Below are 24,036 nucleotides of genomic sequence, written 5' to 3'. Positions count from 1 at the left end.
ATGGACGCGTTTACCTCCCTGGTCGGCGTGGTGCTGCCGATTGACCGCGCCAATGTCGATACCGACGCCATCATCCCCAAGCAGTTCCTGAAGTCGGTCAAACGCAGCGGCTTCGGGCCGAATCTGTTTGACGAGTGGCGCTATCTGGATCATGGCGAGCCGAACCAGGATTGCTCCGGTCGGCCGCTGAATCCGGATTTCGTGCTCAACCAGCCGCGGTACCGTGACGCACAAATCGTGTTGGCGCGCCGTAATTTCGGCTGTGGATCAAGTCGCGAGCATGCTGTCTGGGCACTGGTTGGGTATGGCATCCGTGCCGTGATCGCGCCGAGCTTTGCGGAAATCTTCTACAACAATGCGTTCAAGAACGGCTTGTTGCCGGTGGCCCTGGCCGAGGACGTGGTCGATCGTCTGTTCGGCGACGTCAAGGCGAACGAAGGCTACCGGCTGACGGTAGATCTGGAGGCCTTGCAGGTGCGCACGCCCGATGGGCAGGTTTTCGCGTTCGAGCTTGAAGCAGATCGTCGTCACCGCTTGCTGAACGGTCTTGATGACATCGCACTGACCCTTGGCCACGCCGACGCCATCCGGGCTTACGAGGCGCAGCGTGCCACCGAGGCGCCGTGGCTGTTCCCCGACCGCGCCGGGTCGCCGCGATGACATCCAAGCTGCTGTTGCTGCCGGGAGACGGCATCGGGCCGGAAATCCTGGCTGAAGCGGAAAAGCTGCTGGCGTGCCTGCAAGCGGATTTCGGTATGGGCTTCGAGTGCGAGCGCGGGCTGATCGGGGGTTGCGCCATTGATGCCACCGGCAGGCCCTTGCCTGATGAGACGGTGAGCCTGGCACGTGCCGCGGACGCCGTGCTGCTGGGTGCGGTCGGTGGCCCGAAATGGGACCAGGGTCCCCCGGCGCTGCGCCCGGAGCGGGGCCTGCTTGGCATCCGAAAGGCGCTTGGGCTGTACGCCAACCTGCGCCCGGCCCTGCTGTTTCCGGAGTTGGCCAGTGCCTCGACCTTGAAGTCCGAGGTGGTGGCAGGTCTGGACATCCTGATCATCCGGGAGCTTACCGGCGGTATTTATTTTGGCGAGCCGCGCGGTGTCGATACCTTGCCCGACGGCAGCCGCGAAGGCCGTAACACCATGGTGTACGGCGAGGCGGAGATCGAGCGCATTGGGCGCACCGGCTTCGACATCGCCCGCCGTCGCGGCCGCCGGCTGTGCTCGGTGGACAAGGCCAACGTGTTGGAGACCAGCCAGCTGTGGCGCGAGGTGATGACCCGTCTGGCCGCCGAGTATCCGGACGTGGAACTGAGTCACATGTATGTCGACAATGCCGCCATGCAGCTGGTGCGGGCACCGAAACAGTTCGATGTGGTCGTTACCGAGAACCTGTTCGGCGACATCCTGTCCGACTGCGCCGCCATGTTGACCGGGTCGATTGGAATGCTGCCGTCGGCCTCGCTGAACGAGACCGGCTTTGGCCTGTATGAGCCGGTACACGGCTCGGCCCCGGACATTGCCGGCCAGCACAAGGCCAATCCGCTGGCCACGCTGCTGTCGGTAGCCATGCTGCTGCGCTACAGCCTGGGCCAGCAGGACACCGCCGACCGCGTCGAGCGGGCGGTGGGCAGTGTGTTGCGGCAGGGCTTGCGTACCAGAGACATTGCGGTGACCGGCGACACGCTGGTGTCCACCGCGCTGATGGGCGATGCCGTGGTGGCGGCGCTGCGGGCTGACGTTTGAAATTCCGGTAACGATAATGAGTCGTAAATACAACGTAGCGGTCGTTGGCGCCACAGGGGCTGTCGGCGAAACCATGCTTGAGGTCCTGGCGGAGCGAAACTTTCCGTTGGGCGAGTTGTACGCGCTGGCCAGCGAGCGGTCGGTCGGCAAGATGGTCACCTGCGGCGATCGGCGCCTGCGCGTGCAGGACCTGGCCACGTTCGATTTCTCGAAAGCCCAGATCGGCCTGTTCTCGGCCGGCGGGTCGGTGTCGGCCGAATACGCGCCGCGCGCGGTGGACGCCGGCTGCGTGGTAATCGACAACACCTCGCACTTCCGGAACGATCCGGACATCCCACTGGTGGTCCCGGAGGTCAACGCGGTTGATATCGCGGAGTATCGCAACCGCGGCATCATCGCCAATCCGAACTGTTCCACCATTCAACTGGTCGTGGCGCTCAAGCCGCTTCACGACGTTGCCCGGGTGCGCCGCATCAACGTCGCGACCTATCAGTCGGTATCTGGCACCGGGAAAAAAGCCATCGAGGAGTTGGCCGGCCAGACCGCCAAACTGCTCAATGGTCAGTCGATCGAGCCAACGGTTTATCCGAGGCAAATCGCTTTCAACGCCCTTCCACACATCGACAGCTTCCAGGACAACGGATACACCCGCGAAGAGATGAAGATGGTTTGGGAAACCCGCAAGATTCTCGGCGACCAGCAGATTGAGGTAAATCCCACCTGCGTGCGCATTCCGGTTTTCTATGGTCACTCGGAAGTGGTGCATGTGGAGTTCGAGCAGCCGCTGACCGCCGATGAAGCGCGTCGCCTGTTGACGCAGGCCCCGGGGGTCAGGGTGGTTGACGAGCATGTTCCCGGTGGTTATCCCACCGCGGTCGAGGCGGCCGGTACCGACTGGGTTTATGTCGGTCGGATTCGCGAGGATATTTCCCACCCCTGTGGGCTTGATCTGTGGGTCGTTTCGGACAATATCCGCAAGGGTGCGGCGACCAATAGTGTGCAGATAGCGGAGTTGCTGGTCGCAGGATATCTGGACGCATGAGGTCTGTGGTTTGTGGCGCGGTGGGCGCTGCGCTAACCTTGCTGCCCAGACATCCACCACACGGCTGAATTTTGTAAAAAAGGGGAGGGCTCCGGTGGTAGAAAGAACTAGCCTGAAAAAGGCGTTAGCGCCGGCCCTGTTGCTGCAACTCGGTTTGGTTCCGTTGACGGCGAATGCGCTGGGTCTTGGCAACGTGCGCGTCGACTCGGCGCTCGGTCAGCCGCTGAATGCACGCATCGAGTTAATAGGCGCGACGCTGGCTGAAGCCGAGTTGGCAACCATCAGCCTGGCGTCGGCCGAGGTGTACCAGCGCATGGGCGTCCAGAGCGCCGCCATGCTGCGTTTTGCGGTTCAGGTGGGGCAGGATGGCCGGCCTTATGTGCGCGTCACCTCACCGGGGCCGGTCCGCGAACCCTATGTCGATTTTGTGGTCGAGGCGATCAGCCCGACCGGGCGAGTGGTCAGGCACTACACCGTTTTGCTTGACCCGGTTGGAGCGTTGCCCGCGGCGAGGCCACCGGCGGCAGCTTGGTCGGCCGGCGTCACCCCCATTCCCGCGCCGACGCCCAGGCGGCTGCCGCGGGATGTTTTTGCCGATGTCGGCAAGCCCGTGGCCGGCGCCGAATTCGGTCCTGTGCCGCCCGGCGCAACGCTGTGGGGGATTGCCCGGCGGGTGCAGCCGGCGGGGGCGGGTCTCGACGGCGTCATGTCGGCCATCGTGCGGGCCAATCCGGATGCGTTCATCAACGGCGACCCGAATCGGCTCAAGGCCGGCAGCCGATTGGCGATACCGGCAGCCCCGGGTTTGCGGGCTTCGGCAGTAAGTAACGCCGAGCCGCCGGTGCCGGCCGTGGAGCCGGAAATCCCTGCCGTCGCCGCACCCAGTTCCGAAGCGCCTGCCGAAGCGAGTGGCGGCATTGAGGCTGCGCCGCCTGCCAGTGCTGTCCCGAGCGCCGAGGTCCGTGTGCTGCGCAGCGAGGACGTTGTGCCTGCGGCCAGTGCCGGCAGCGAACAGCAGACCTCCGGTGAACCGACCGGTGATCGAATTCAGCTGCTGGAAGAAGCTCTGGACGCGACGCAACAGCAAAACGAGGCGCTACAGGAGCGTCTTGGTTTCTTGGAGGAGCAAATCAAGACTTTGACCGATCTGGTCAAAGACGCGCCGCCCGGAAGCGAGACTGGTACGGAGCAGAACGCTGTGGCGGCCACCGCCGCTCCCCCGGTCGATGAAAAACCCCCGGCGATGCCGACAATGGAAGCTGCCGTGACGGCGCCCAACGACGCTGCCGAAGCGTCAGGCGATTCGGGGCGGGTTTCCTCGGCTTACCTGCCGGCAGCCGGCTTTGGTGCGGTCGTACTTGGCGGCTGGTGGTTATGGATGCGTCGGCGGCTGCGGGCGGCACAGCCAGCTTCGGGCACGTTTGCCGAAGCGCCCGGCCCAATCGGCGCCGAAGCCGCGCCGGCAGACCTGCCAGGAGCGCCTGTCCCGCCGCCGCCCGCAGTTCCCCAGGCAACGGTGGAGTGGGCGGACGAGGTTCCAGCCGTGGCGAGTGACGAACCGCTCGCCACCGACGACCTTGATAACGACGCGCTCGGCGATCCGGTCGACAGCCAGATCGATTTGCTGGCCGCGTATGTGGGCATGGCTGACGGCGACTCGGCGCGACAGATTTACGCCGAGATCGAGCGCGTTGGCACGGTGACGCAAAAAGCGCAGGCGGCCGAGCTGATTGCCCGACTCAACGGCTAACAGCGGCGGCGCACAGCAACGTTTTGCGTATTGCTCTTTGCGTCGAATATGACGGTAGCGGTTATTGTGGCTGGCAGTTTCAGCCGCGCAGCCCTTCGGTACAGGAAACCCTGGAAACCGCCCTGTCCAAGATCGTCGACCAACCGGTGCGGGTCGTCGCGGCCGGGCGCACCGACACCGGCGTGCATGCCCTGGGTCAGGTGGTGCATTTCGACACCGATCGCCCACGCCCGTTACGCGCCTGGCTGCGCGGCGCCAATACCAAACTGCCGGCGGACGTGCGCATTGTCGCGGCACAGCAGGTCGCAGAGGATTTTCATGCTCGCTACAGCGCGTTCGCCCGGCATTACCGCTATCTCCTGCTGAACCGTTCCCAGGCACCCGCGATTGGCCACGGTCGGGCATCCTGGGAGCCACGGCCACTCGACGTGCAAGCCATGCAGGCGGCGGCTCAGCAGTTGCTGGGCGAGCACGATTTCAGTGCCTTTCGGGCCGCCAGCTGCCAGTCGCACTCCTCCTGGCGCACGCTCAGCCGCCTGGATGTGACACGTCACGGCGCCTGGCTGGTGGTAGACGTGGTGGCCAATGCTTTCCTGCACCACATGGTCCGTAATCTTGTCGGTACGTTGATCGACATCGGTATCGGTGACCGCCCCCCGGCCTGGGCGGGGCAGTTGTTGCACGGACGCGACCGCACCCGTGCCGGTGCTACCGCGCCCGCGGCCGGCCTGTATCTGGCGGCGGTACATTACCCGCCGCGCTTCGGCCTGACGCCACCACCCTTGACGCTACTGCTGTGAACCATGGTCACCCGGGTTAAAATTTGCGGCATCACCCGGCCGCAGGACGGTGTTGCGGCGGTGGCAGCCGGGGCGCACGCGATCGGTCTGGTTTTTCATCCGGTGAGCCCGCGCAATGTGTCGATCGCCCAGGCGCAAGCGATTGTCGCGGAGTTGCCGCCGCTGGTCTGTGTGGTGGCCTTGTTCGTGGATGCCGCCGAGCAGTTGATACGGGAAGTACTGGCCGGAGTCGCGCTGGACCTTATCCAGTTCCATGGCGATGAGTCGCCGGACGCCTGCCGGCTCTACGGGCGTCGTTACCTTAAGGTGCTGCATGCCCGGCCCGGCTTTGACCTCGCCGCGGCTGCCACGCGTTATCAAGACGCCGCCGGGCTGTTGATAGATGCCTTTGTCCCGGGGGTGGCGGGTGGTAGCGGGCGGACTTTCGACTGGGCAGTGGTGCCGGCCGCCCTGCCGCGGCCTCTGGTCTTGGCGGGTGGGTTGAACGCCAGCAATGTGGCTGCGGCGCTCGATCGTGTCCGGCCCTATGCGGTGGATGTCAGCAGTGGCGTCGAGACCGAGCCGGGGATCAAGGACCTGACGCGAATCAGGACTTTCATGCGGACAGTACAACAGTGGGACCAAAAGCATGGTTGAGTTAGTGCCGCCAGCGGCGCTGCCGGACGTACGTGGCTATTTTGGCCGCTATGGCGGGCGCTTCGTGGCGGAGACCCTGATGCAGCCGTTGCGGGAGCTCGAAACGGCCTATCACGCCGCGCAAGTCGATCCGGACTTTCGGGCCGAACTCGAACAGGATTTACGCGACTACGTGGGCCGGCCATCATCGCTGTACCTGGCGCAGCGCTGGACGCGCGAGGTCGGCGGCGCGCGTATTTACCTCAAGCGCGAGGACCTGAACCACACCGGCGCGCACAAGATCAACAACACGGTCGGGCAGATCCTGCTGGCGCGGCGCATGGGCAAGACGCGCGTCATCGCCGAGACCGGCGCTGGCCAGCATGGCGTGGCCACGGCCACGGTGGCGGCGCGTCTGGGTGTTGCATGCGTCGTTTACATGGGCGTGGAAGACATCCGCCGTCAGACCGCCAATGTCTATCGTATGCGCCTGCTCGGGGCGGAGGTGCGAGCGGTCGAAAGCGGCTCGCGTACGCTCAAGGATGCGCTCAATGAAGCCCTGCGCGACTGGGTTTCCAACGTCGACAACACCTTTTACATCATTGGTACCGTGGCCGGGCCACACCCGTATCCCCAGATGGTGCGCGATTTCCAGGCGGTCATCGGACGCGAGGCCCGCGGGCAGGTGCTCGAGCGTGAGGGGCGCTTGCCCGATGCGGTGGTGGCCTGTGTTGGGGGTGGTTCCAATGCGATCGGCATCTTTCACCCCTTCCTCGACGACCCGAGTGTGGTGCTGTACGGAGTTGAAGCGGCCGGTTACGGCCTCGCCAGCGGTCATCACGCGGCATCCATCTGTGCCGGCAGTCCGGGCGTGCTGCATGGCAACCGCACCTACCTGATTCAGGACAAGGACGGCCAGATTGGCGATACGCATTCCATTTCGGCCGGTCTCGATTATCCTGGGGTCGGTCCGGAGCACGCTTATCTGCACGACACCGGACGCGCGCGCTACGTCGCGGTGAGCGATGATGAGGCGTTGGCGGCGTTCCATGGCCTGACCCGCACCGAGGGCATCATCCCGGCGCTGGAGTCCGCCCACGCGTTGGCGTATGCCGGCAAGCTTGCCGCCGGCATGCGGCCGGACCAGATCGTGGTGGTCAATCTTTCCGGGCGCGGCGACAAGGACATCCATACCGTCGCCACGCTCGAAGGCATCCAGGTATGAGCCGACTGGCGCAACGTTTTGCCGCTTTGCGCGCGGCCCGACGTGCCGGGCTGGTGATCTTCGTCACGGCTGGTGATCCGCACCCCGAACTGACCGTCGAGCTGTTGCATGCTCTGGTGGCTGCTGGGGCGGACGTACTGGAACTGGGCGTTCCGTTCTCGGACCCGATGGCCGATGGACCGGTCATCCAGCGTGCCTCGGAGCGGGCTTTGGCGCATGGCATGGATTTGCGAGGGGTAATCGACCTGGTGCACGAGTTTCGCCGCAGCGACGCACAAACGCCGGTGGTGCTGATGGGATACCTGAACCCGATCGAGCAGATGGGCGTGCCGCGCTTTGCGGCTGCCGCCGCCAACGCCGGTGTGGATGGCGTGCTCACGGTGGACCTGCCGTTCGACGAGGAGCCCGACTACGCCGCCGCGCTCAAGGCGTCCGGCCTGGACAGTATTTTTCTGCTGGCGCCGACCAGTGGTCGCGAGCGGGCGCGCGTGGTCGCGGAGCGGGCCACCGGGTTCCTGTATTACGTCGCCGTCAAGGGTGTGACCGGTGCCGGGCAGGTCGACCTCGCCGACGTGCAGGCCCAGGTGCAGGCGCTGCGGACGCACACCCCGCTGCCGGTGGGGGTAGGCTTTGGCGTGCGTACACCGGCCGCCGCCGCGCAAATCGCCGGTTTTGCCGACGCGGTAGTGGTCGGTAGCGCGGTCATCGAGCTGATCGAAGCGGCGGCCGGCGCCGGTGTGACCGGCACGGCGGCCCTCAGCGGCGCAGTTACCCTGGTGCGCGAGTTGCGTGCTGGCCTCGAAGCGGTAGGAGGAACCCAATGAACTGGCTGACCCGACTGGTGCCGGCGCGTATTCGCACCCGCGCTGTTGCTTCCGCAAAAAAAGTGCCCGAAGGCTTGTGGGCCAAGTGCCCCGAGTGCAAGGCGGTGCTTTACCGTACCGAGCTTGAGCACAACCTGGAGGTATGTCCGCGTTGCGACCATCACATGCGTATCGGTGCCCGCCAGCGTCTGCATGCTTTCCTGGACGCCGAACCGCTGCGCGAACTCGGCGCTGAGCTGGAGTCGGTGGACGTACACAAGTTCAAGGACACCAAGCGCTACCGCGATCGCTTGCTCGCCATGCACAAGGAAACCGGCGAGCGCGACGCGCTGGTGGTTTACCAGGGCGCGCTCATGGGGCGCCCGCTGGTGGCGGCGGCCTTCGAGTTTCGCTTCATGGGTGGCTCCATGGGCTCGGTTGTCGGTGAACGGTTTGCCCGCGGCGCCCAGGCGTGTCTCGATCAACGCCTGCCGCTGGTCTGTTTTAGCGCCTCCGGAGGCGCGCGGATGCAGGAAGGCCTGTTCTCGCTGCTGCAAATGGCCAAGACCTCGGCGCAGCTCGCCTGCATGGGCGAGGCCGGCTTGCCGTACATATCGGTGCTTACGGACCCGACCACCGGTGGCGTCTCGGCAAGCCTCGCCATGCTGGGCGATGTCATCATCGCCGAGCCCAACGCCCTGATCGGTTTTGCCGGGGCGCGGGTAATCGAGCAGACCGTGCGCGAGGTGCTGCCCCAGGGCTTCCAGCGCAGCGAATTCCTGCTCAGCCACGGCGCGGTCGATCAGATCATCGACCGGCGGCAACTGCGCGAGCACATTGCCCGCCTGCTTGGCTTGCTGCAGGGGCACGCGGCCGCCGCGTGAGCGCGCGTTTCAGCTGCCTGAGCGATTGGCTGGCCTGGCAGGAAACGGCCCATCCGGTAAAAATCGACCTGAGTCTGGACCGGGTACGCGAGGTGCTCGGCCGCCTGGCGCTGCCACTGGCCGGGGTGCCGGTGATCACGGTCGCCGGCACCAACGGCAAGGGGTCAACAGTCGCGTTTGCCGAACACATCCTGCGCCACGCTGGCTACTGCACCGGCGCCTATACCTCGCCGCACCTGCTGCGCTACAACGAACGTGTTCGGATCGATGGCCTGCCCGTGGACGATGACACCCTGTGCGCCGCCTTCGAGCGCATCGATGCCGCCCGTGGCGAGGTGTCGCTTAGCTATTTTGAGTGGGCCACGCTGGCGGCGTTGACCATTTTCGCGGGCAGGAACTGCCAGGTGCTGTTACTGGAAGTGGGCCTGGGCGGCCGACTGGATGCAGTCAACATAGTCGATGCAGACGTGGCCATCATCAGTTCGGTCGACCTCGACCATCAGCAGTTCCTGGGCGAGACGCGCGAGGCCATAGGCGCCGAGAAGGTCGCTGTCGCGCGCGCCGGTCGGCCCTTGATAGTGGCCGATCGAGATCCGCCGGCAAGCGTGCTGGCCTATGCAACAGACATTGACGCATCGGTGTGGCGCTTTGGCGTGGACTACAAGGCGTCGACCAGTGGCGATGGCACGTGGTGTTGGCAGACGGCCGCCAACGCGCTGACGTTGCCGGTACCCGACCTGCCTGGGGCCATGCAGATACGCAACGCGGCCAGCGCGGTACTGGCGGTACACCTGCTCACACAGCGCCTGCCAGTGCCTGTATCGGCGTTCGTCGCCGGGGTGGCACACGCACGTATTGGCGGGCGTTTTGAGCGTCGCGGTCATCGCCTGGAGTGGGTGCTTGATGTCGCCCACAACCCCGAAGCGGCGCGTAATCTGGCCGAGAACCTGCGCGCGTATCCCGCGGCCGGCCGGACCGTGGCTGTGTTGGGCGTGTTGGGCGACAAGGACGCCGTTGGTATGGTCGGACCCCTGGCCGGTCTGATCGATGCGTGGCATCTGGCGGCGCTGGATGGGCCACGCGGTAGCACGGCCCAGCAGCTCGCGGCGCGGCTTGCCGAGGTGTTGCCATCGGCCGTCCGCTGCCACCGTACCGTCGCCGCGGCATGCCAGGCTGTAAGCGCCGAGGCCGCCACGGACGAATGGCGGCGGATCGTGGTGTTCGGCTCCTTTCAAACCGTCGAGCAGGCGCTGCGCAGCGGTTTGCTGCCAACGGACAGCTATAATTAGCCAGGTCAGAAGGTAATTTCAGCCCTGACGCGGGCGGATCCGTGATGGCGCGTTGTCTGGGGTGGCGCCGCACAGGGTCGATACGGGCTGACCATGTCGCAGTTGAGCGCGGCCAGCCTCAGTAGTTTCTCCCCACCCATTCGGGCGCTTGTGCACCGCTGCCGGAGTATCGATGGAACCCTCCAGGCTCAAATACCGCATCGTTGGCGGCCTTGTGTTGGTCTCCTTGCTGGCCATTCTGGCGCCGGCGCTGAACGATTTGCGACAGCCGCTTCCGCAGGGGCCGCAGACGATTGAAATTCCGGATGAACCGGTTGACGGCATCGCGAGCGCACTGCCGGCCGACGGGCCTCCGGTGACCGGGACCCTGCCGGAGGTACAGGACATCCCGCTGCCGGTTGCACCCCCCGCATACCAGTTGCAGGACGAGTCGCCAGTCACGCCAGGCCAGGCCGCGCCTGAGTCCGCGTCGTCGATACCACCCGTGCCTCCGCCCCCGCCGGCACCCAAGGAGCGTATCTCTTCCGTGCCGGCGACGCCGGTGACCAAGGCGACGCCGATCGTGGCCAGCAAGCCACCCGTAGCCAGGCCGGTGCCGGCCAAGCCCGCACCCCCCATGGCCGGAAAACCCTCGCCGGCTGCCTCGGGGCAGCGCACCGTGACGCCACCTCCAGCCCCTGGAGCCCAAGTGACGGCGGTCAGCCAGCAGGCTTGGGTGGTTCAACTGGGCACCTTCAGCAACGTCAAGACGGCGGTCGATCTGCGCGAGCGACTGCGCAAGGCTGGTTACAGCGCTTTTACCGAGCAAGTGAACACCCCCCAGGGTGTGGCGTTGCGCGTGCGAGTGGGGCCGGAGATCGACCGCGCCGCCTCGCAGGCCTTGGTTGAGCGCCTGAGCAAGGAAACCGGCCAGAGCGCCATCGTCATGTCTTATCCATGACATGAATGGCGGTGATGCAGCCCGATGAATTTCATCGACGTCATATTCATGGCTGTGATGGTGCTATCGCTGTTCGTTGGTATCTGGCGTGGTCTGTTGCGGGAACTGCTGTCGCTGGCGTCCTGGCTGGTGGCTGCCTATCTGGCGTGGCGTTTCCATCCGCCGCTGATGGAGCAGCTGGCCGGCGTGATCAGTAGCCCTGGTGCGCGCCAGGCAGCCGCGGTGTTTTTGATGTTCATCGGCGCCTTGTTGGTGTTGGCGCTCCTGTCGCACCTGTTGGTCAGCTTGCTCAAGCGCAGTCCGTTGCGGGGTACCGATCGGGCGCTGGGTGCCGTGTTCGGCGCGGCGCGTGGACTGGTTCTGGTCACGGCGACTGTGCTGCTGGTTGAAGCCACGCCCTTGCAACGGTCGTTGTGGTGGCAAGGTTCGAGTCTGGTTCCTGCAACCCGCACGTCGGCGCAGTGGCTGAAGATGGCAGCCGAGTGGGGTTTGACGCAGTTCAAGGCGCCAGCGGCGGGGTAGGGTCACCTATGTGCGGAATCATCGGAATCGTTGCCCAGACGGCCGTCAACCAGGCGCTTTATGATGGATTGACTGTGTTGCAGCACCGTGGACAGGATTCCGCCGGCATGGTCACCGCCGAGCACGGCCGCCTGTACATGCGTAAACAAAACGGCATGGTGCGTGACGTGTTCGGCCAGCAGCACATGGAGCGCCTGCGCGGCAATATGGGCATCGGCCACGTGCGTTACCCGACGGCGGGTAGTTCGGCATCGGCGGAGGCGCAACCGTTTTATGTGAACTCACCCTACGGCATTACGTTGGCGCACAACGGTAACCTGACCAATACCCAGGCGCTGCGCCAGGCGTTGACCGAGGACGAGCTGCGACACTTGAACACCGATTCGGATTCCGAGGTGTTGCTGAATGTGTTCGCCGGGGAGTTGCAACGCATCGGCCGGGTGAAGGCGGCACACGAGGACGTTTTCGCCGCGGTGCGCGCGGTGCATCGGCGTTGTCGCGGTGCTTATGCGGTGGTGGCGATGATTACCGACTTCGGCGTGGTCGGCTTTCGCGATCCCCATGGCATCCGCCCACTGGTGATTGGTGTGCGTGAGACGGTGCTCGGTGACGAGTACATCCTGGCCTCCGAGAGCGTGGCGATAGCGAGCGGTGGCTATCGTGTTCTGCGCGACGTCGCGCCCGGTGAGGCGGTGATTCTCGACCGGCTCGGCAAATTGCACACCCGTGTCTGCGTGGACACACCGCAGTTGAACCCGTGCCTGTTCGAACTGGTCTATTTCGCCCGGCCAGACTCGATCATGGACAGCATTTCGGTACACAAGTGCCGGATGCGCATGGGCGAGAAACTGGCCCATAAGCTGCGTCGGGTGTGGCCGGAACATGACATTGACGTGGTGATCCCGATTCCGGACACCAGCCGGACCGCGGCCATGCAGCTGGCGGCCGAGCTGGGATTGAAGTACCGCGAGGGCTTCATCAAGAATCGCTATATCGCGCGCACTTTCATCATGCCGGGCCAAGGCGAGCGCCAGCGCTCGGTGCGCCAGAAGCTCAATCCCATCGAGTTGGAGTTCGAGGGCAAGAACGTGTTGCTGGTGGACGACTCGATCGTGCGTGGTACCACCTCGCAACAGATTGTGCAGCTTGCGCGCGATGCCGGCGCGCGCCGGGTCTATTTCGCCTCCGCGGCGCCGGCGGTGCGTTTCCCCAATGTTTACGGTATTGACATGCCGAATCCGCATGAGCTGATCGCCCACGGCCGTAGCGAGCAGGAAGTGTGCGAGCTGATCGGCGCTGACTGGTTGCTATACCAGGACCTTGAAGACCTGAAGGACGCTGCCCGGGAGGGCAACCCCGCGGTCACGGATTTCGATGCCTCGTGTTTTGACGGCAACTATGTCACCGGCGACGTGGACCAGCTTTACCTCGACCATATCGGCCAGCTGCGCAGCGACGGTGCCAAGCAGCTGCGTGCCGTGGCCGCGCGCGATGAACTGCAAATCGTGGTTTAGGGCGGGCGCCCTAGGCGCCGCGCTGCTGCTTGCGGCGGCGCCGGCATGGGCGCTCGATCGTGGGCAGATAGACGCCGCTGTCGACCAGCGCCTGGCCGCCGCGGTGGCGGATCTGCAGGCCTGGGTCCGCGTTCCCTCCATCACCGAGGCCGGTGATCCGCACCGTACCGATAAAGTCGCCCTGTTGCGCGCGGTGGTGGTGCGGGCCGGCGAGTTGGGTCTTGAAGCCCGGCTGCTGCCGGGCGAACAGGTCGCGGTGGTTGAACTCGGGCAGGGCGAGAATGCGCTCGGCATTCTGGTGCACGCCGACGTCGTGCCAGCCGGGGATCCGGCGCGCTGGCAACATCCGCCATTCAGCGGCGCGCTGGTCGACGGCGCCGTGTGGGGGCGCGGCAGCCTGGATGACAAGGGTCCGCTGGTGGCGAGTCTGTATGCGCTCGCCGCGCTGAAGGATTCCAAGTTGCCGCTGACCCGTCCGGTACGCCTGATCGTCGGCAGCAGCGAGGAGAACATGGACTGGCGCGACCTTGACGCGGTACACGCGGCGGGCCTGGTGCCAAGCGAGGGCTGGACCGCCGACGCGGGGTTTCCCGTTATCCACGCCGAGAAAAGTTACCTCGAAGCGGTGGCGCGGTTCAGTGGTGCCGCTGACCCTGTGCTTCGGCAGTTGTCGGGCGGAGTCGTGCCTAATTCGGTGCCTGAATCGGCCGAGGCTCGCTTGCAGGGCGACCCCGCCAGGCTCACCACCGTCATGCAGGCCGCGATTGGCGCCTATGACGCCACAACGCCGGGGCCCAGTTTCAAGCTGAAGCAGGTGGACAGTGGCGTCCAGATCGTGGCCCTTGGCAAGGCCGCCCACGGTGCGCGGCCGGAACTCGGCGTCAATGCTGTCGTTCACCTTGCGCGCCTGTTGCACAGCGCTCGTCAATCTGTTGGCATCGACCCGAAATCTGCCGGCGGACGGGCACTGGCGTTTATCGCGAAGGGTCTTGGGCTTGAAACCAATGGCGCCACTTTGGGCCTTCGGCACGAGGTCGAGGGCCTGGGCGTCAGCACGGTCAATCTTGGCCTGTTGACGGGCACCGCCCAGAGTATCCGTGCCCACCTTAATATCCGCGCGCCGCGGGGGCTCGACCTGGCGATGCAGCGCATGCGTCTGGCCGCGGCGCTTGCGCCCTACGGTGGTGAACTCAAGATTATCGAAGGCAAGGAAGCGTTGTGGGTGGAGCCGGATGCGCCGCTGGTGCGCTCCCTGCTGGGCGTGTATCGCCAGTTTACGGGCGATGACAGCGCGCCGCTGGCGATCGGTGGCACCACCTACGCCAAGGCCTTTCCCGGGTTCGTCGCCTTTGGCATGGGCTTCCCAGGTGGCGAGAACCTCGCACACGCCGAGAACGAGCGTATCAAGGTGGATGATCTGCGCCGCGGCATGGCCATTTATTTGGCCACGCTGGCGCAGCTGGCGGCTGGCGTGACATTGCAGCCTCCAGTAGAACCGCCACCACCGCAACCTGATGGAGCTATGCGATGAGCGAGCCGCGACGTCTGCGCCTGGGCGCCTTTATGCGCCCGATCAGTATCCACACCGCTGCCTGGCGCTACCCCGGTGGCGCACCCGATGCCAATTTCAACTGGCCACTGATCAAGCGGCTGACACAGAAGCTTGAGCACGGCTGTTTCGACGCATTTTTCATGGCCGATCACCTGGCCGTGCCCAATATGCCGACGCCGGCGCTCAAGCGCAGCGCGACCGTGACCTCATTCGCGCCGATGACATTGTTGCCGGCGCTGGCGGCGGTTACCGAACATATTGGCCTGATCGCCACTATGTCCACCACCTATAACGCGCCCTTTCATGTCGCGCGGCAGTTCGCATCGCTCGATCACATCAGTGGCGGTCGTGCCGCCTGGAACGTGGTCACCTCAACCAATCCCTACGAAGCACTCAATTTCGGGCTGAAGGAGCACCTGGAGCACGATGAGCGCTACCGTCGTGCGCGCGAGTTTTACGATGTGGTCACCGGCCTGTGGGACAGCTGGGCCGACGATGCTTTTCTGCGCGATGTGGAAAGCGGCGTTTTCTTCGACCCTGACAAACTGCACGTGCTGGATCACCAAGGCAAGTATTACTCGGTGCGCGGGCCACTGAACATCGCCAGGCCCGTGCAGGGCTGGCCGGTCATCGTGCAGGCGGGTCAGTCCGACGCCGGCCGCCAGCTGGCCGCCGAAACCGCCGAAATGGTGTTCTCTGGCGTGGGCGATCTGGTCTCGGCGCAGCGTGTCTACGCCGATATAAAGGACCGTGCCCGAGCGGTGGGTCGCAATCCCGACCATATAGTGATCGCCCCCGGGGCCTTTGTGGTCATTGGTGACACCGCGGCCGAGGCGCGCGCCAAGAAGGCCCGTCTCGACGGTCTGGTGCATCCGGACAGCGGTATCGCCACATTGTCGGTGCAGCTCGGCTTCGACGCCTCGAAACTGGACCTTGACGGCCCGTTGCCGGACGAGCTGCCACCCACCAATGCCAGCCACACCTCGCGTCAGAAATTGGTGGACATGGCGCGCAGTGACGGCCTGACCGTGCGGCAACTCGCCCAGTACGTAGGCGCCGCTTTCGGCTCGCTGGAGATGATCGGCACGCCCTCCCTGATTGCCGATCAGATGCAGGAATGGCTTGAAACCCGCGCCTGCGATGGTTTCAATGTGATGTTCCCGTACCTGCCGGGCGGACTCGATGATTTCGTTGACCAGGTGGTGCCGGAGCTACAGCGTCGTGGCCTGTTCCGGCGCGCTTATGAGGGTACGACCTTGCGCGAGAACCTCGGCTTGCCACGGCCGGAGAACCGTTTTTTTTCTTAGGGAAGAAGCGCTCAATAAATCCATCCTGGAGTTTTCAGCGCACGTCATCGGAAAAGAGTGGTTTTTCGATAACTCATAAAATTAGTGGCTTACAGCCACAGATTTTGGCAGCGCATCCTTGCGTTGCGGGAAACACTGAATACTTCAGCGTCTCCCTAGCTGAATGCCTGGCGGTGGAGGGCATGGCCACGCCGCTGGGTTCCTGAAGCGGCTGACTACAGGCCGCAGGCGGGGATTGCCCGCTACCCATCAATCTGGATCAATCTGGGCGCTATGCGCCTTGGCGGTGGTGAGGGTGTTCTCCAGCAGCAGGGCGATGGTCATGGGGCCCACGCCGCCGGGGACCGGGGTGATCCACGCCGCGCGCTCGCGCGCCGTATCGAAACCCACATCGCCGTGCAGGCGTCCGTCCGCCAGTCGGTTGATGCCTACGTCAATCACCGTCGCGCCGGGGGCAATCCAGTCACCGGGGATCAGGCCCGGTTTGCCGACGGCCACCACCAGTAGCTGAGCCCGCCCCACGTGCTGGCGCAGATTTTCGGTAAAGCGGTGACACACCGTGACGGTGGCGCCCGCGAGCAGCAACTCCAGCGCCATGGGTCGGCCAACGATGTTGGAGGCGCCCACCACCACCGCGTCCTGACCGCGTACCGCAATGGCGTAATGCTCCAGCAGACGCATGATGCCGCGTGGGGTACATGGACGAAGACCCGGCAGGCGCTGCGCCAGGCGGCCCAGGTTGTAGGGGTGAAATCCGTCCACGTCCTTGTCCGGATGGATTCGTTCGAGCACCACTTCGGCGCGGATATGGGCCGGCAAGGGCAGCTGAAGCAGGATGCCGTCCACCTGCGGGTCGTCGTTCAGTCGGTCGATCAGCGCCAGCAGCGCGGATTCTGTCGTGTCGGCCGGCAAGTCGTGCCCGAACGACATCATGCCGACTTCCTCACAGGCCCGCCGCTTGCTGCTTACATAGATTTGCGATGCCGCATCAGCGCCTACCAGCAGCACCGCCAGGCCCGGCCGGCGCTGATACTGGGTGGTAAACAGGGCGGTGCGGGCGGCGAGCGCCGTGCGTAGCTCGGCCGCCACCCGCTTGCCGTCGATAATGCGCGCGGGCATGGGTGTCCAGGGCAGGGTGAATTCGCCGCCAATCATCGCACGCGCCCCAAGCCCGGCCAAGACGCTTGGCTTGGAGAGGCTTGTCCGCCTCACTCAATCAGGACTAAAATGGTCCACAACTGCCGCGCTATCTCGCGGCGAATGCAATCCAGGGGCCGATAGCGATCCATGTTGCGGGTACGCAAACTAACCGACTACGCCACCGTGGTGATGGGGCACCTCGCCGCGGCCTCGGACACGGTGCACTGTGCGTCCGAGGTAGCTCTGTGCACCGGCATTGCCTTGCCGACCACCAGCAAGGTGCTCAAGGTGCTGGTGCGCGCGGGTCTGCTGCGCTCGGTGCGCGGGCAGGGTGGAGGTTATGCACTGGCGCGGCCGGCGGCAGAGATTTCAGTGGCGCAGATCGTGCGCAGCTTCGAGGGGCCGGTCGGGCTGACCGAGTGCGGCAGCGGCGAGGGTCTGTGTGAGCAGGAGTCGGTGTGCTCCATCCGGGGTAACTGGCAGCGTATCAATCAGATGGTGCTGGCGGCGCTTGAGAGCATGACGCTTGCCGAAATGATTCGCCCGGCCCCGGTGCCGATCCACGCCGCACTACGCCGGCAGTCGGCAAACGCGCCGTCCTGACGCAAATTCAAGGATTCGAGGATGAATACCAACACCGATATCGGCGTCTTCATCGACCGCGAGTACCGCGAGGGCTTCGTCACTGACATCGAAGCCGACAGCGTGCCGCCGGGTCTGAGCGAGGACGTGATCCGCATCATCTCGGCCAAGAAAGGTGAGCCCGAGTTCATGCTCGCCTGGCGACTGGAGGCCTATCGCCACTGGCTGAAGATGACACCGCCCGAGTGGGCGCATGTGCAGCACCCGCCGGTGGATTTTCAGGACATCGTGTACTACTCGGCGCCCAAATCGAACGCCGACGGTCCGAAGAGCCTCGACGAGGTGGATCCGGAGCTGCTGGCAACGTTCGAGAAGCTCGGTATTCCCCTGCATGAGCGTGCCGCCCTGGCCGGCGTGGCGGCCGACGCCGGGCCTGGCATCGCGGTGGATGCGGTGTTCGACAGCGTGTCGGTCGGCACCACGTTCAAGAAAAAGCTGGCCGAGCACGGCGTGATTTTCTGTTCGTTTTCCGAAGCGGTGAATGACCACCCGGACCTGGTGCGCAAGTATCTGGGCTCAGTGGTGCCGCCGGCCGACAACTTCTACGCGGCGCTCAATTCGGCCGTGTTTACCGACGGCTCGTTTGTGTATATCCCCAAGGGCGTACGCTGCCCAATGGAGCTGTCGACCTACTTTCGCATCAACGCCGCCAAGACCGGGCAGTTCGAGCGCACGCTGATCGTGGCCGAAGCCGGCAGCCATGTGTCTTACCTCGAAGGCTGCACCGCGCCCATGCGTGACGAGAACCAGCTGCACGCGGCGGTGGTCGAGCTGGTGGCGCTGGAAGACGCCCAGATCAAGTACTCGACGGTGCAAAACTGGTATCCCGGCGACGCCGAAGGCCGCGGCGGCATTTACAACTTCGTCACCAAGCGCGGCGATTGCCGTGGGCGAAACGCGAAGATTTCCTGGACCCAGGTGGAAACCGGCTCGGCCATCACCTGGAAGTACCCCAGCTGCGTGCTCACCGGCGACAACTCGGTCGGTGAGTTCTATTCGGTGGCGCTGACCAACAACTTTCAACAGGCCGATACTGGCACCAAGATGATCCATATCGGCAAGAACAGCCGCAGCACGATCATTTCCAAGGGGATTTCCGCCGGCCACGGCGGCAATGCCTATCGCGGACTGGTCAAGGTGCTGCGCGGAGCCGAGGGCGCGCGCAACTACACTCAGTGCGACTCGTTGCTGATCGGCAGCCAGTGCGGCGCACACACGTTTCCGTACATCGAAGTGCAGGAGCCGACCGCCACCGTCGAACACGAGGCCACCACCTCGCGTATCGGCGAGGACCAGCTGTTCTACTGCCGGCAGCGCGGCATCGGTCAGGAAGACGCGGTGTCGATGATCGTCAACGGCTTTTGCAAGGAAGTCTTCAAGGAACTGCCGATGGAGTTCGCGGTCGAGGTGCAGCGCCTGCTGGGCGTGAGCCTTGAAGGCAGCGTCGGCTAGTTCGCCCTTAACTACAACGAGTCATGGCATCAATGCTTGAAATCAAGGGACTGCGGGTCGCGGTCGACGACAAGGAAATCCTGCGCGGTGTCGATCTGACCCTGAAGGCCGGCGAAGTGCACGCGGTCATGGGCCCCAATGGGTCTGGCAAGAGCACGCTTGCCAATGTCCTGGCCGGGCGCGAGGGCTATGAGGTGCTGGCCGGCAGCGTCCATTACCGTGGCCAGGATTTACTGGCGCAGCCGCCTGAGCAGCGCGCCCGTGATGGCGTGTTTCTGGGTTTTCAATACCCGGTGGAGATTCCAGGCCTGTCGACGGCGGTGTTCCTGCGCGCGGCGGTCAACGCGCGGCGCAAGCACCGCGGGGAGGAAGAATTCGACGCCATGGATTTCCTGGTCCTGATCAAGGCCCGCATGAAGGAGTTTGGTATCCGCGAGGACTTTCTGCAGCGCGCCATCAATGAGGGTTTCTCTGGCGGCGAGAAAAAACGCGCCGAAATTTTTCAGATGGGGCTGCTGGAGCCTGATCTGGTGCTGCTGGACGAGATCGATTCCGGGCTCGACATTGATGCACTGCGGGTGGTGTCGGACAGCATCAACCGCCTGCGCGCGCCGCAGCGCGCCATGCTGCTGGTGACCCACTATCGGCGCTTGCTCGACTATGTGCAGCCGGATCGCATCCACGTGCTGTCGGACGGCCAGATTGTGCGTTCCGGTGGGCCGGAGCTGGCCGGCGAGCTGGAGCAAAGCGGCTACGGCGGGGTGCGCACCGAGGCCGCGTCGGCATGAGCGCGCTGGCTCACTGGCAGGACCAGTACGCGCGTCTGCGCGCCGATGAGCAGACGCCAGCCTGGTTGCGCGAGGCGCGCGACTCCGCCTGGCACAATTTTCAGGCGCGTGGCGTTCCAGATCGCAAGGATGAGGACTGGAAATACACCCGTCTCGCCGCGCTTGACCGCTTCGCCGCACAGGCGCCGCTTGAGCTGGCGGACTTGCGGCAAGCGCCCCCCGTGGACGGTTCACTGCTGGTGTTTGCCGGCGGGCGATTTCAGCCCCAGTTATCACGCCTGCCGTTGGCAACGCCGGGCGTGCAGGTACTGAGTCTGGGCGAGGCGCTGGTAACGCACGCTGAAGCGCTGCGCCCGCTGCTGCGCCAAAGCGGCCCGGAGCGGGCGTTTGCGTCGCTGAACCGGGCGCTGTTCGAGGATGGTTTGTGGTTGCGCCTGGCACCTGGCGCGCAGCTCACCGAACCGCTGCACGTGGTGCACATGGGTGGGGTAGGGGCCTCGGCTGCCTACCTGCGCTTGCTGATCGAGCTTGGCCGGAACAGCCAGGCGCTGGTGGTGGAGCACTACCTCGGCGTTGCGGCCGGCGCGTACCACGTCAATGTGCTGACCGAGGCCACGTTGGCCGAGGGGGCCCGGCTGCGGCATGTCAAGCTCGTCGCCGAAGGCGCCGCGGCCATCCATATTGCGGACATGCGCGTACGCGTTGGCCGCGCCGCACGCTTTGAGTCGCACGCGGTGGCCGGCGGCGGTGGCCTCACGCGCCAGGATATCGACGTCTACCTGCACGAGGCCGGCGGCGAGTGCAGCCTGCGTGGGCTGTATACCGCCGGCTCTGGCGAACACGTGGATTTCCACACGCGCATTGAGCACATGGCTCCGCACTGCAGCAGCGAAGAGGTCTACAAGGGCCTTGTCGGCGGTACCGGCCGGGCGGTGTTCAATGGCCGCGTGCACGTGCACCCCGGCGCCGACAAAACCGACTCGCGCATGACCTGCGCCAACCTGTTGCTGTCCAACCGCGCCGAGGTGGATGCCAAGCCGGAGCTTGAAATCTACGCAGATGACGTCAAATGTAGCCATGGTGCCACCGTCGGCCAGTTGGACGAGGCGCAGCTGTTTTATTTGCGAGCCCGTGGCATCGACCTGGCGAGTGCCCGCAGCTTGTTGATGGCGGCGTTCGCGCGGGACGCGCTCGGCGGTCTCGATCAGCGCCTGCAGGAGCACGCCGACCGCCTGCTCGATCTTCGCCTCGCGGCTCTGTGACGGATACCGGTCATGAATCTTGCCAGTTACGCTTCCCATCAGCACGAGTTCCCCGCAGCCCGTTGGCGTGCCGACTTTCCGCTGCTGCAACGCAGCGTGCGCGGTATGCCGCTGGCTTACCTCGACAACGCCGCGACGACCCAGAAGCCGCAGCCCGTGATCGACAGCGAGGCGCGCTACTACACCGAAATCAACGCCAACATCCACCGTGGCGTGCATTGGCTGTCCGAGCAGGCGACGCTGGCCCACGAGGCGGCCCGCGAGCGGGTGCGCGCCTTCATTAACGCTCGCGAAACCTGCGAAATCATCTTCACCCGCGGCACCACCGAGGCGATCAACCTGGTGGCGCAAAGCTACGGCCGGGCCAAGCTCGGCCCCGGTGACGAGGTGCTGATCAGCGGGCTTGAACACCATTCCAACATCGTCCCGTGGCAGATGGTGTGTCAGCAGACCGGTGCGGTGCTCAAGGTGGCGCCTATCGACGACACCGGCACCGTGCGTATGGACGAGTTTCGCCGCTTGCTGGGTCCGCGCACGCGGCTGGTAGCGGTGAGCCATGTGTCAAACGCACTGGGTACCATCAATCCACTGGCGGAGATGATCGCTCTGGCGCGCGCGCAGGGCGTGCCGGTGCTGGTGGACGGTGCGCAGGCGGTGGCGCACACCCCGGTCGACGTGCAGGCGATGGACTGCGATTTTTATGCTTTTTCCGGCCACAAGCTGTACGCGCCAACGGGTATTGGCGTGCTCTATGGCAAGCGGACATTACTCGACGCCATGCCCCCCTGGCAGGGCGGCGGCGACATGATCCGTACCGTTAGCTTCGAAGGCAGCACCTGGAACGACCTGCCCTACAAATTCGAAGCCGGCACGCCGAATATTGCCGGCGCCATTGCTCTTGGCGCGGCCATTGAGTACCTGGGCAGGGTGGGGCTGCAAGCGGTCGCCGCCTACGAGCAGGAATTATTGACTTACGGCAGCGAAGCGCTGGCGGCGGTGCCGGGCCTGCGCATGATCGGTACTGCCGCGCACAAGGCGGGCATCCTGTCGTTCGTGATCGACGGCCTGCACGCGCACGACATCGGTACCGTGCTGGATACCGATGGCATCGCCATCCGTGCTGGTCACCACTGCGCCATGCCGGTGATGGAATTTTTCGGGGTGGCGGCAACTGCGCGCGCGTCGCTCGCCTTCTACAACACCCGCGAGGATCTGGACCGGCTGGTTCAGGCCCTGCGCAAGGCGGTGGAGATGTTTGCCTGATGTCGAGCTTGCGCGACCTGTACCAGGAACTGATCGTCGACCACAACAAGAGCCCGCGTAACTTCGGGGTCCTGGCCGACGCCAACCACCAGGCCCACGGCTACAATCCGCTGTGCGGTGACAAAGTGACCGTGTACCTGCGCATCGATGAGGATCGCATCGCCGACCTGCGTTTTGACGGCGCCGGTTGCGCAATATCGACCGCATCGGCATCGCTCATGACGCAGGCGGTCAAGGGCAAGACAGTGGCCGAGGCCGAAGCCCTGTTTGGCGACTTTCACGCCATGGTTACCGGCGAGGACCTACGCCCGGAGTTGGCCGAGAAACTTGGCAAACTGGCTGTGCTGGCCGGTGTGCGCGAGTTTCCGTCGCGCGTGAAATGCGCCACCCTGGCCTGGCACACCTTGCACAATGCTGCCCAAGGGCAGACCACACCGGCCAAAACCGAATGACCGTCGCGCCCATTCCCCACACCGCAGGCTGACCCGATGACTGAACGCGAAAACGTGGTGCTCAGCCGCGACTGCAAGGCCCTGTTCGTGCCGCTGGGCATTCAGGTGAATGCCAAAAAGGGTACCCAGGTGACCATCATGCAGCAGCTGGGCGGTAGTTATACCGTGTTGCTGGAAGGGCAGATGGCGCGGATCGATGCCAAGGATGCTGACGCCCTGGGTAAGACACGCATCCCGTTACCGGCTGAAAGCTATCGCGGCCCGGCCTCACTAGCCGCGGTGCAGGATCTGGCCTGGCAGCACCTGCGCACCTGTTATGACCCGGAAATCCCGGTCGATATCGTCGAGCTTGGCCTGGTGTACGACTGCACCGTGGCCCCGGCCGGTAAGGATATGCACCGGGTGGACGTCAAGATGACGCTGACCGCCCCGGGCTGCGGCATGGGCGATGTGATCGCCGAGGACGTCCGGGAAAAGCTGCTGGTGATTCCCAGTGTGATCGACGCGGCCGTGGAAGTGGTTCTGGATCCCCCGTGGACGGCCGATATGATGAGCGAAGCCGCCCGTTTGCAAACGGGCATGATGTGATGAGGTACCTGCCATGAGCATCCGCCTGACCGAAGCCGCCGCCGCCCGGGTGGTCAAAATCCTGGCCGGGGACTTGCCGCCGACGCTGCGCCTGGGCGTACGCAAAAGCGGTTGTTCCGGCTACAGCTACGTGGTCGAACCGGCCCAGGATGTGGTCGCTGAAGACCACGTGTTCGAGGATAAGGGTGTGCGCCTGGTGGTGGCAGCCGACAGCCTGCCGTTTCTCGACGGCACTGAACTGGATTTTCGAAAGGAAGGCCTCAGCGAGGTGTTCAAGTTCAACAACCCGAACGCCAAGGACAGCTGCGGTTGCGGCGAGAGCGTCAGCTTTTAGGGAAACATTCGGCAATCCGCATCTGACGCGAAGTGGGGCGGCCTGCCGCGAATCGGGCGCGTAAGCCATTGATTCGGCGAAAACGCGCCTCGGCGGTGGCCGGTGTGGCGGGCGCTGAAAGGTCCTGCAA

Annotated in this window: 24 protein-coding genes; 23 read left to right on the top strand and 1 reads right to left on the bottom strand. The window is 64.8% G+C overall.

Annotation, left to right across the window (positions count from 1 at the left end):
- From leuD to ABZF37_RS00885, 15 genes are all read left to right on the top strand, one after another.
- Complete coding sequence (gene leuD, locus ABZF37_RS00955; protein ID WP_372715787.1) at positions 1 to 660, top strand: 3-isopropylmalate dehydratase small subunit; 660 nt, start codon at positions 1 to 3, stop codon at positions 658 to 660.
- Positions 657 to 1,742, top strand: coding sequence for a 3-isopropylmalate dehydrogenase (leuB, locus tag ABZF37_RS00950; protein ID WP_372715785.1), 1,086 nt, complete (start codon positions 657 to 659; stop codon positions 1,740 to 1,742). The genes leuD and leuB overlap by 4 nt, the downstream gene beginning before the upstream one ends.
- A 16-nt stretch (positions 1,743 to 1,758) precedes the next feature.
- The gene (locus ABZF37_RS00945; protein WP_372715783.1) at positions 1,759 to 2,784 is read left to right on the top strand and encodes an aspartate-semialdehyde dehydrogenase; all 1,026 of its coding nucleotides are present in this window, start codon (positions 1,759 to 1,761) and stop codon (positions 2,782 to 2,784) included.
- A 94-nt stretch (positions 2,785 to 2,878) separates the two neighbouring features.
- Positions 2,879 to 4,534 (top strand): FimV/HubP family polar landmark protein, encoded by a 1,656-nt coding sequence (locus ABZF37_RS00940; protein WP_372715780.1) that lies wholly within the window; start codon positions 2,879 to 2,881, stop codon positions 4,532 to 4,534.
- Between the two features lie 23 nt (positions 4,535 to 4,557).
- The gene (gene truA / locus ABZF37_RS00935; RefSeq protein WP_372715777.1) at positions 4,558 to 5,334 is read left to right on the top strand and encodes a tRNA pseudouridine(38-40) synthase TruA; all 777 of its coding nucleotides are present in this window, start codon (positions 4,558 to 4,560) and stop codon (positions 5,332 to 5,334) included.
- Positions 5,335 to 5,337: 3 nt separating this feature from the next.
- Positions 5,338 to 5,970 (top strand): phosphoribosylanthranilate isomerase, encoded by a 633-nt coding sequence (locus tag ABZF37_RS00930; RefSeq protein ID WP_372715775.1) that lies wholly within the window; start codon positions 5,338 to 5,340, stop codon positions 5,968 to 5,970.
- Positions 5,963 to 7,174 (top strand): tryptophan synthase subunit beta, encoded by a 1,212-nt coding sequence (gene trpB, locus ABZF37_RS00925; protein WP_372715773.1) that lies wholly within the window; start codon positions 5,963 to 5,965, stop codon positions 7,172 to 7,174. Before ABZF37_RS00930 ends, trpB begins: the two co-directional genes overlap by 8 nt.
- Positions 7,171 to 7,998, top strand: a complete 828-nt coding sequence (trpA, locus tag ABZF37_RS00920) for a tryptophan synthase subunit alpha (protein ID WP_372715771.1) — start codon at positions 7,171 to 7,173, stop codon at positions 7,996 to 7,998. The genes trpB and trpA overlap by 4 nt, the downstream gene beginning before the upstream one ends.
- The gene (accD, locus tag ABZF37_RS00915) at positions 7,995 to 8,861 is read left to right on the top strand and encodes an acetyl-CoA carboxylase, carboxyltransferase subunit beta (protein WP_372715769.1); all 867 of its coding nucleotides are present in this window, start codon (positions 7,995 to 7,997) and stop codon (positions 8,859 to 8,861) included. Before trpA ends, accD begins: the two co-directional genes overlap by 4 nt.
- Positions 8,858 to 10,150, top strand: a complete 1,293-nt coding sequence (folC, locus tag ABZF37_RS00910; RefSeq protein ID WP_372715767.1) for a bifunctional tetrahydrofolate synthase/dihydrofolate synthase — start codon at positions 8,858 to 8,860, stop codon at positions 10,148 to 10,150. The genes accD and folC overlap by 4 nt, the downstream gene beginning before the upstream one ends.
- Before the next feature lie 172 nt (positions 10,151 to 10,322).
- Entirely contained in the window at positions 10,323 to 11,090 is a 768-nt protein-coding gene (locus ABZF37_RS00905) for an SPOR domain-containing protein (protein ID WP_372715765.1), read from the top strand.
- A 24-nt stretch (positions 11,091 to 11,114) separates the two neighbouring features.
- Positions 11,115 to 11,612 (top strand): CvpA family protein, encoded by a 498-nt coding sequence (locus tag ABZF37_RS00900; protein ID WP_372715763.1) that lies wholly within the window; start codon positions 11,115 to 11,117, stop codon positions 11,610 to 11,612.
- Between the two features lie 8 nt (positions 11,613 to 11,620).
- A complete protein-coding gene (gene purF, locus ABZF37_RS00895; RefSeq protein ID WP_372715761.1) occupies positions 11,621 to 13,126 on the top strand; it encodes an amidophosphoribosyltransferase in 1,506 nt (501 codons plus the stop codon).
- Positions 13,104 to 14,657: a Sapep family Mn(2+)-dependent dipeptidase gene (locus ABZF37_RS00890; protein ID WP_372715759.1), complete on the top strand. Its 1,554-nt coding sequence runs from the start codon at positions 13,104 to 13,106 to the stop codon at positions 14,655 to 14,657. The genes purF and ABZF37_RS00890 overlap by 23 nt, the downstream gene beginning before the upstream one ends.
- Positions 14,654 to 15,985, top strand: coding sequence for an LLM class flavin-dependent oxidoreductase (locus ABZF37_RS00885; RefSeq protein WP_372715757.1), 1,332 nt, complete (start codon positions 14,654 to 14,656; stop codon positions 15,983 to 15,985). The genes ABZF37_RS00890 and ABZF37_RS00885 overlap by 4 nt, the downstream gene beginning before the upstream one ends.
- A 249-nt stretch (positions 15,986 to 16,234) precedes the next feature.
- Here the strand turns inward: ABZF37_RS00885 and folD are convergent, their stop codons facing one another.
- Entirely contained in the window at positions 16,235 to 17,104 is an 870-nt protein-coding gene (gene folD / locus ABZF37_RS00880; RefSeq protein WP_372715754.1) for a bifunctional methylenetetrahydrofolate dehydrogenase/methenyltetrahydrofolate cyclohydrolase FolD, read from the bottom strand.
- Between the two features lie 168 nt (positions 17,105 to 17,272).
- Here folD and ABZF37_RS00875 point away from each other — a divergent pair, with 168 nt between their 5' ends.
- The 8 genes from ABZF37_RS00875 to ABZF37_RS00840 are packed head-to-tail and all read left to right on the top strand — an operon-like array spanning position 17,273 to position 23,906.
- Positions 17,273 to 17,728 (top strand): SUF system Fe-S cluster assembly regulator, encoded by a 456-nt coding sequence (locus ABZF37_RS00875; protein WP_372715752.1) that lies wholly within the window; start codon positions 17,273 to 17,275, stop codon positions 17,726 to 17,728.
- A gap of 21 nt (positions 17,729 to 17,749) precedes the next feature.
- Positions 17,750 to 19,219 (top strand): Fe-S cluster assembly protein SufB, encoded by a 1,470-nt coding sequence (sufB, locus tag ABZF37_RS00870; protein ID WP_372715750.1) that lies wholly within the window; start codon positions 17,750 to 17,752, stop codon positions 19,217 to 19,219.
- Between the two features lie 32 nt (positions 19,220 to 19,251).
- Positions 19,252 to 20,007 carry a Fe-S cluster assembly ATPase SufC gene (gene sufC / locus ABZF37_RS00865; protein WP_372715747.1) on the top strand — a complete coding sequence of 252 codons (756 nt, stop codon included), beginning with the start codon at positions 19,252 to 19,254 and terminating at the stop codon, positions 20,005 to 20,007.
- Entirely contained in the window at positions 20,004 to 21,269 is a 1,266-nt protein-coding gene (sufD, locus tag ABZF37_RS00860; protein WP_372715745.1) for a Fe-S cluster assembly protein SufD, read from the top strand. The genes sufC and sufD overlap by 4 nt, the downstream gene beginning before the upstream one ends.
- Positions 21,270 to 21,281: 12 nt before the next feature.
- On the top strand, positions 21,282 to 22,532 hold the full coding sequence (locus tag ABZF37_RS00855; protein ID WP_372715743.1) for a SufS family cysteine desulfurase: 1,251 nt from the start codon (positions 21,282 to 21,284) through the stop codon (positions 22,530 to 22,532).
- Entirely contained in the window at positions 22,532 to 22,984 is a 453-nt protein-coding gene (sufU, locus tag ABZF37_RS00850; RefSeq protein WP_372715740.1) for a Fe-S cluster assembly sulfur transfer protein SufU, read from the top strand. The genes ABZF37_RS00855 and sufU overlap by 1 nt, the downstream gene beginning before the upstream one ends.
- Before the next feature lie 36 nt (positions 22,985 to 23,020).
- On the top strand, positions 23,021 to 23,572 hold the full coding sequence (gene sufT, locus ABZF37_RS00845; protein WP_372715738.1) for a putative Fe-S cluster assembly protein SufT: 552 nt from the start codon (positions 23,021 to 23,023) through the stop codon (positions 23,570 to 23,572).
- Between the two features lie 13 nt (positions 23,573 to 23,585).
- Entirely contained in the window at positions 23,586 to 23,906 is a 321-nt protein-coding gene (locus ABZF37_RS00840) for a HesB/IscA family protein (RefSeq protein WP_372715736.1), read from the top strand.
- The last annotated feature ends 130 nt before the right edge of the window (positions 23,907 to 24,036 follow it).

The organism is Immundisolibacter sp., from assembly GCF_041601295.1.
Taxonomy (GTDB): Bacteria; Pseudomonadota; Gammaproteobacteria; order Immundisolibacterales; family Immundisolibacteraceae; genus Immundisolibacter.
The sequence above is the reverse complement of the archived record's forward strand: the minus strand, read 5'-3'. Positions and strand labels throughout refer to the sequence as shown.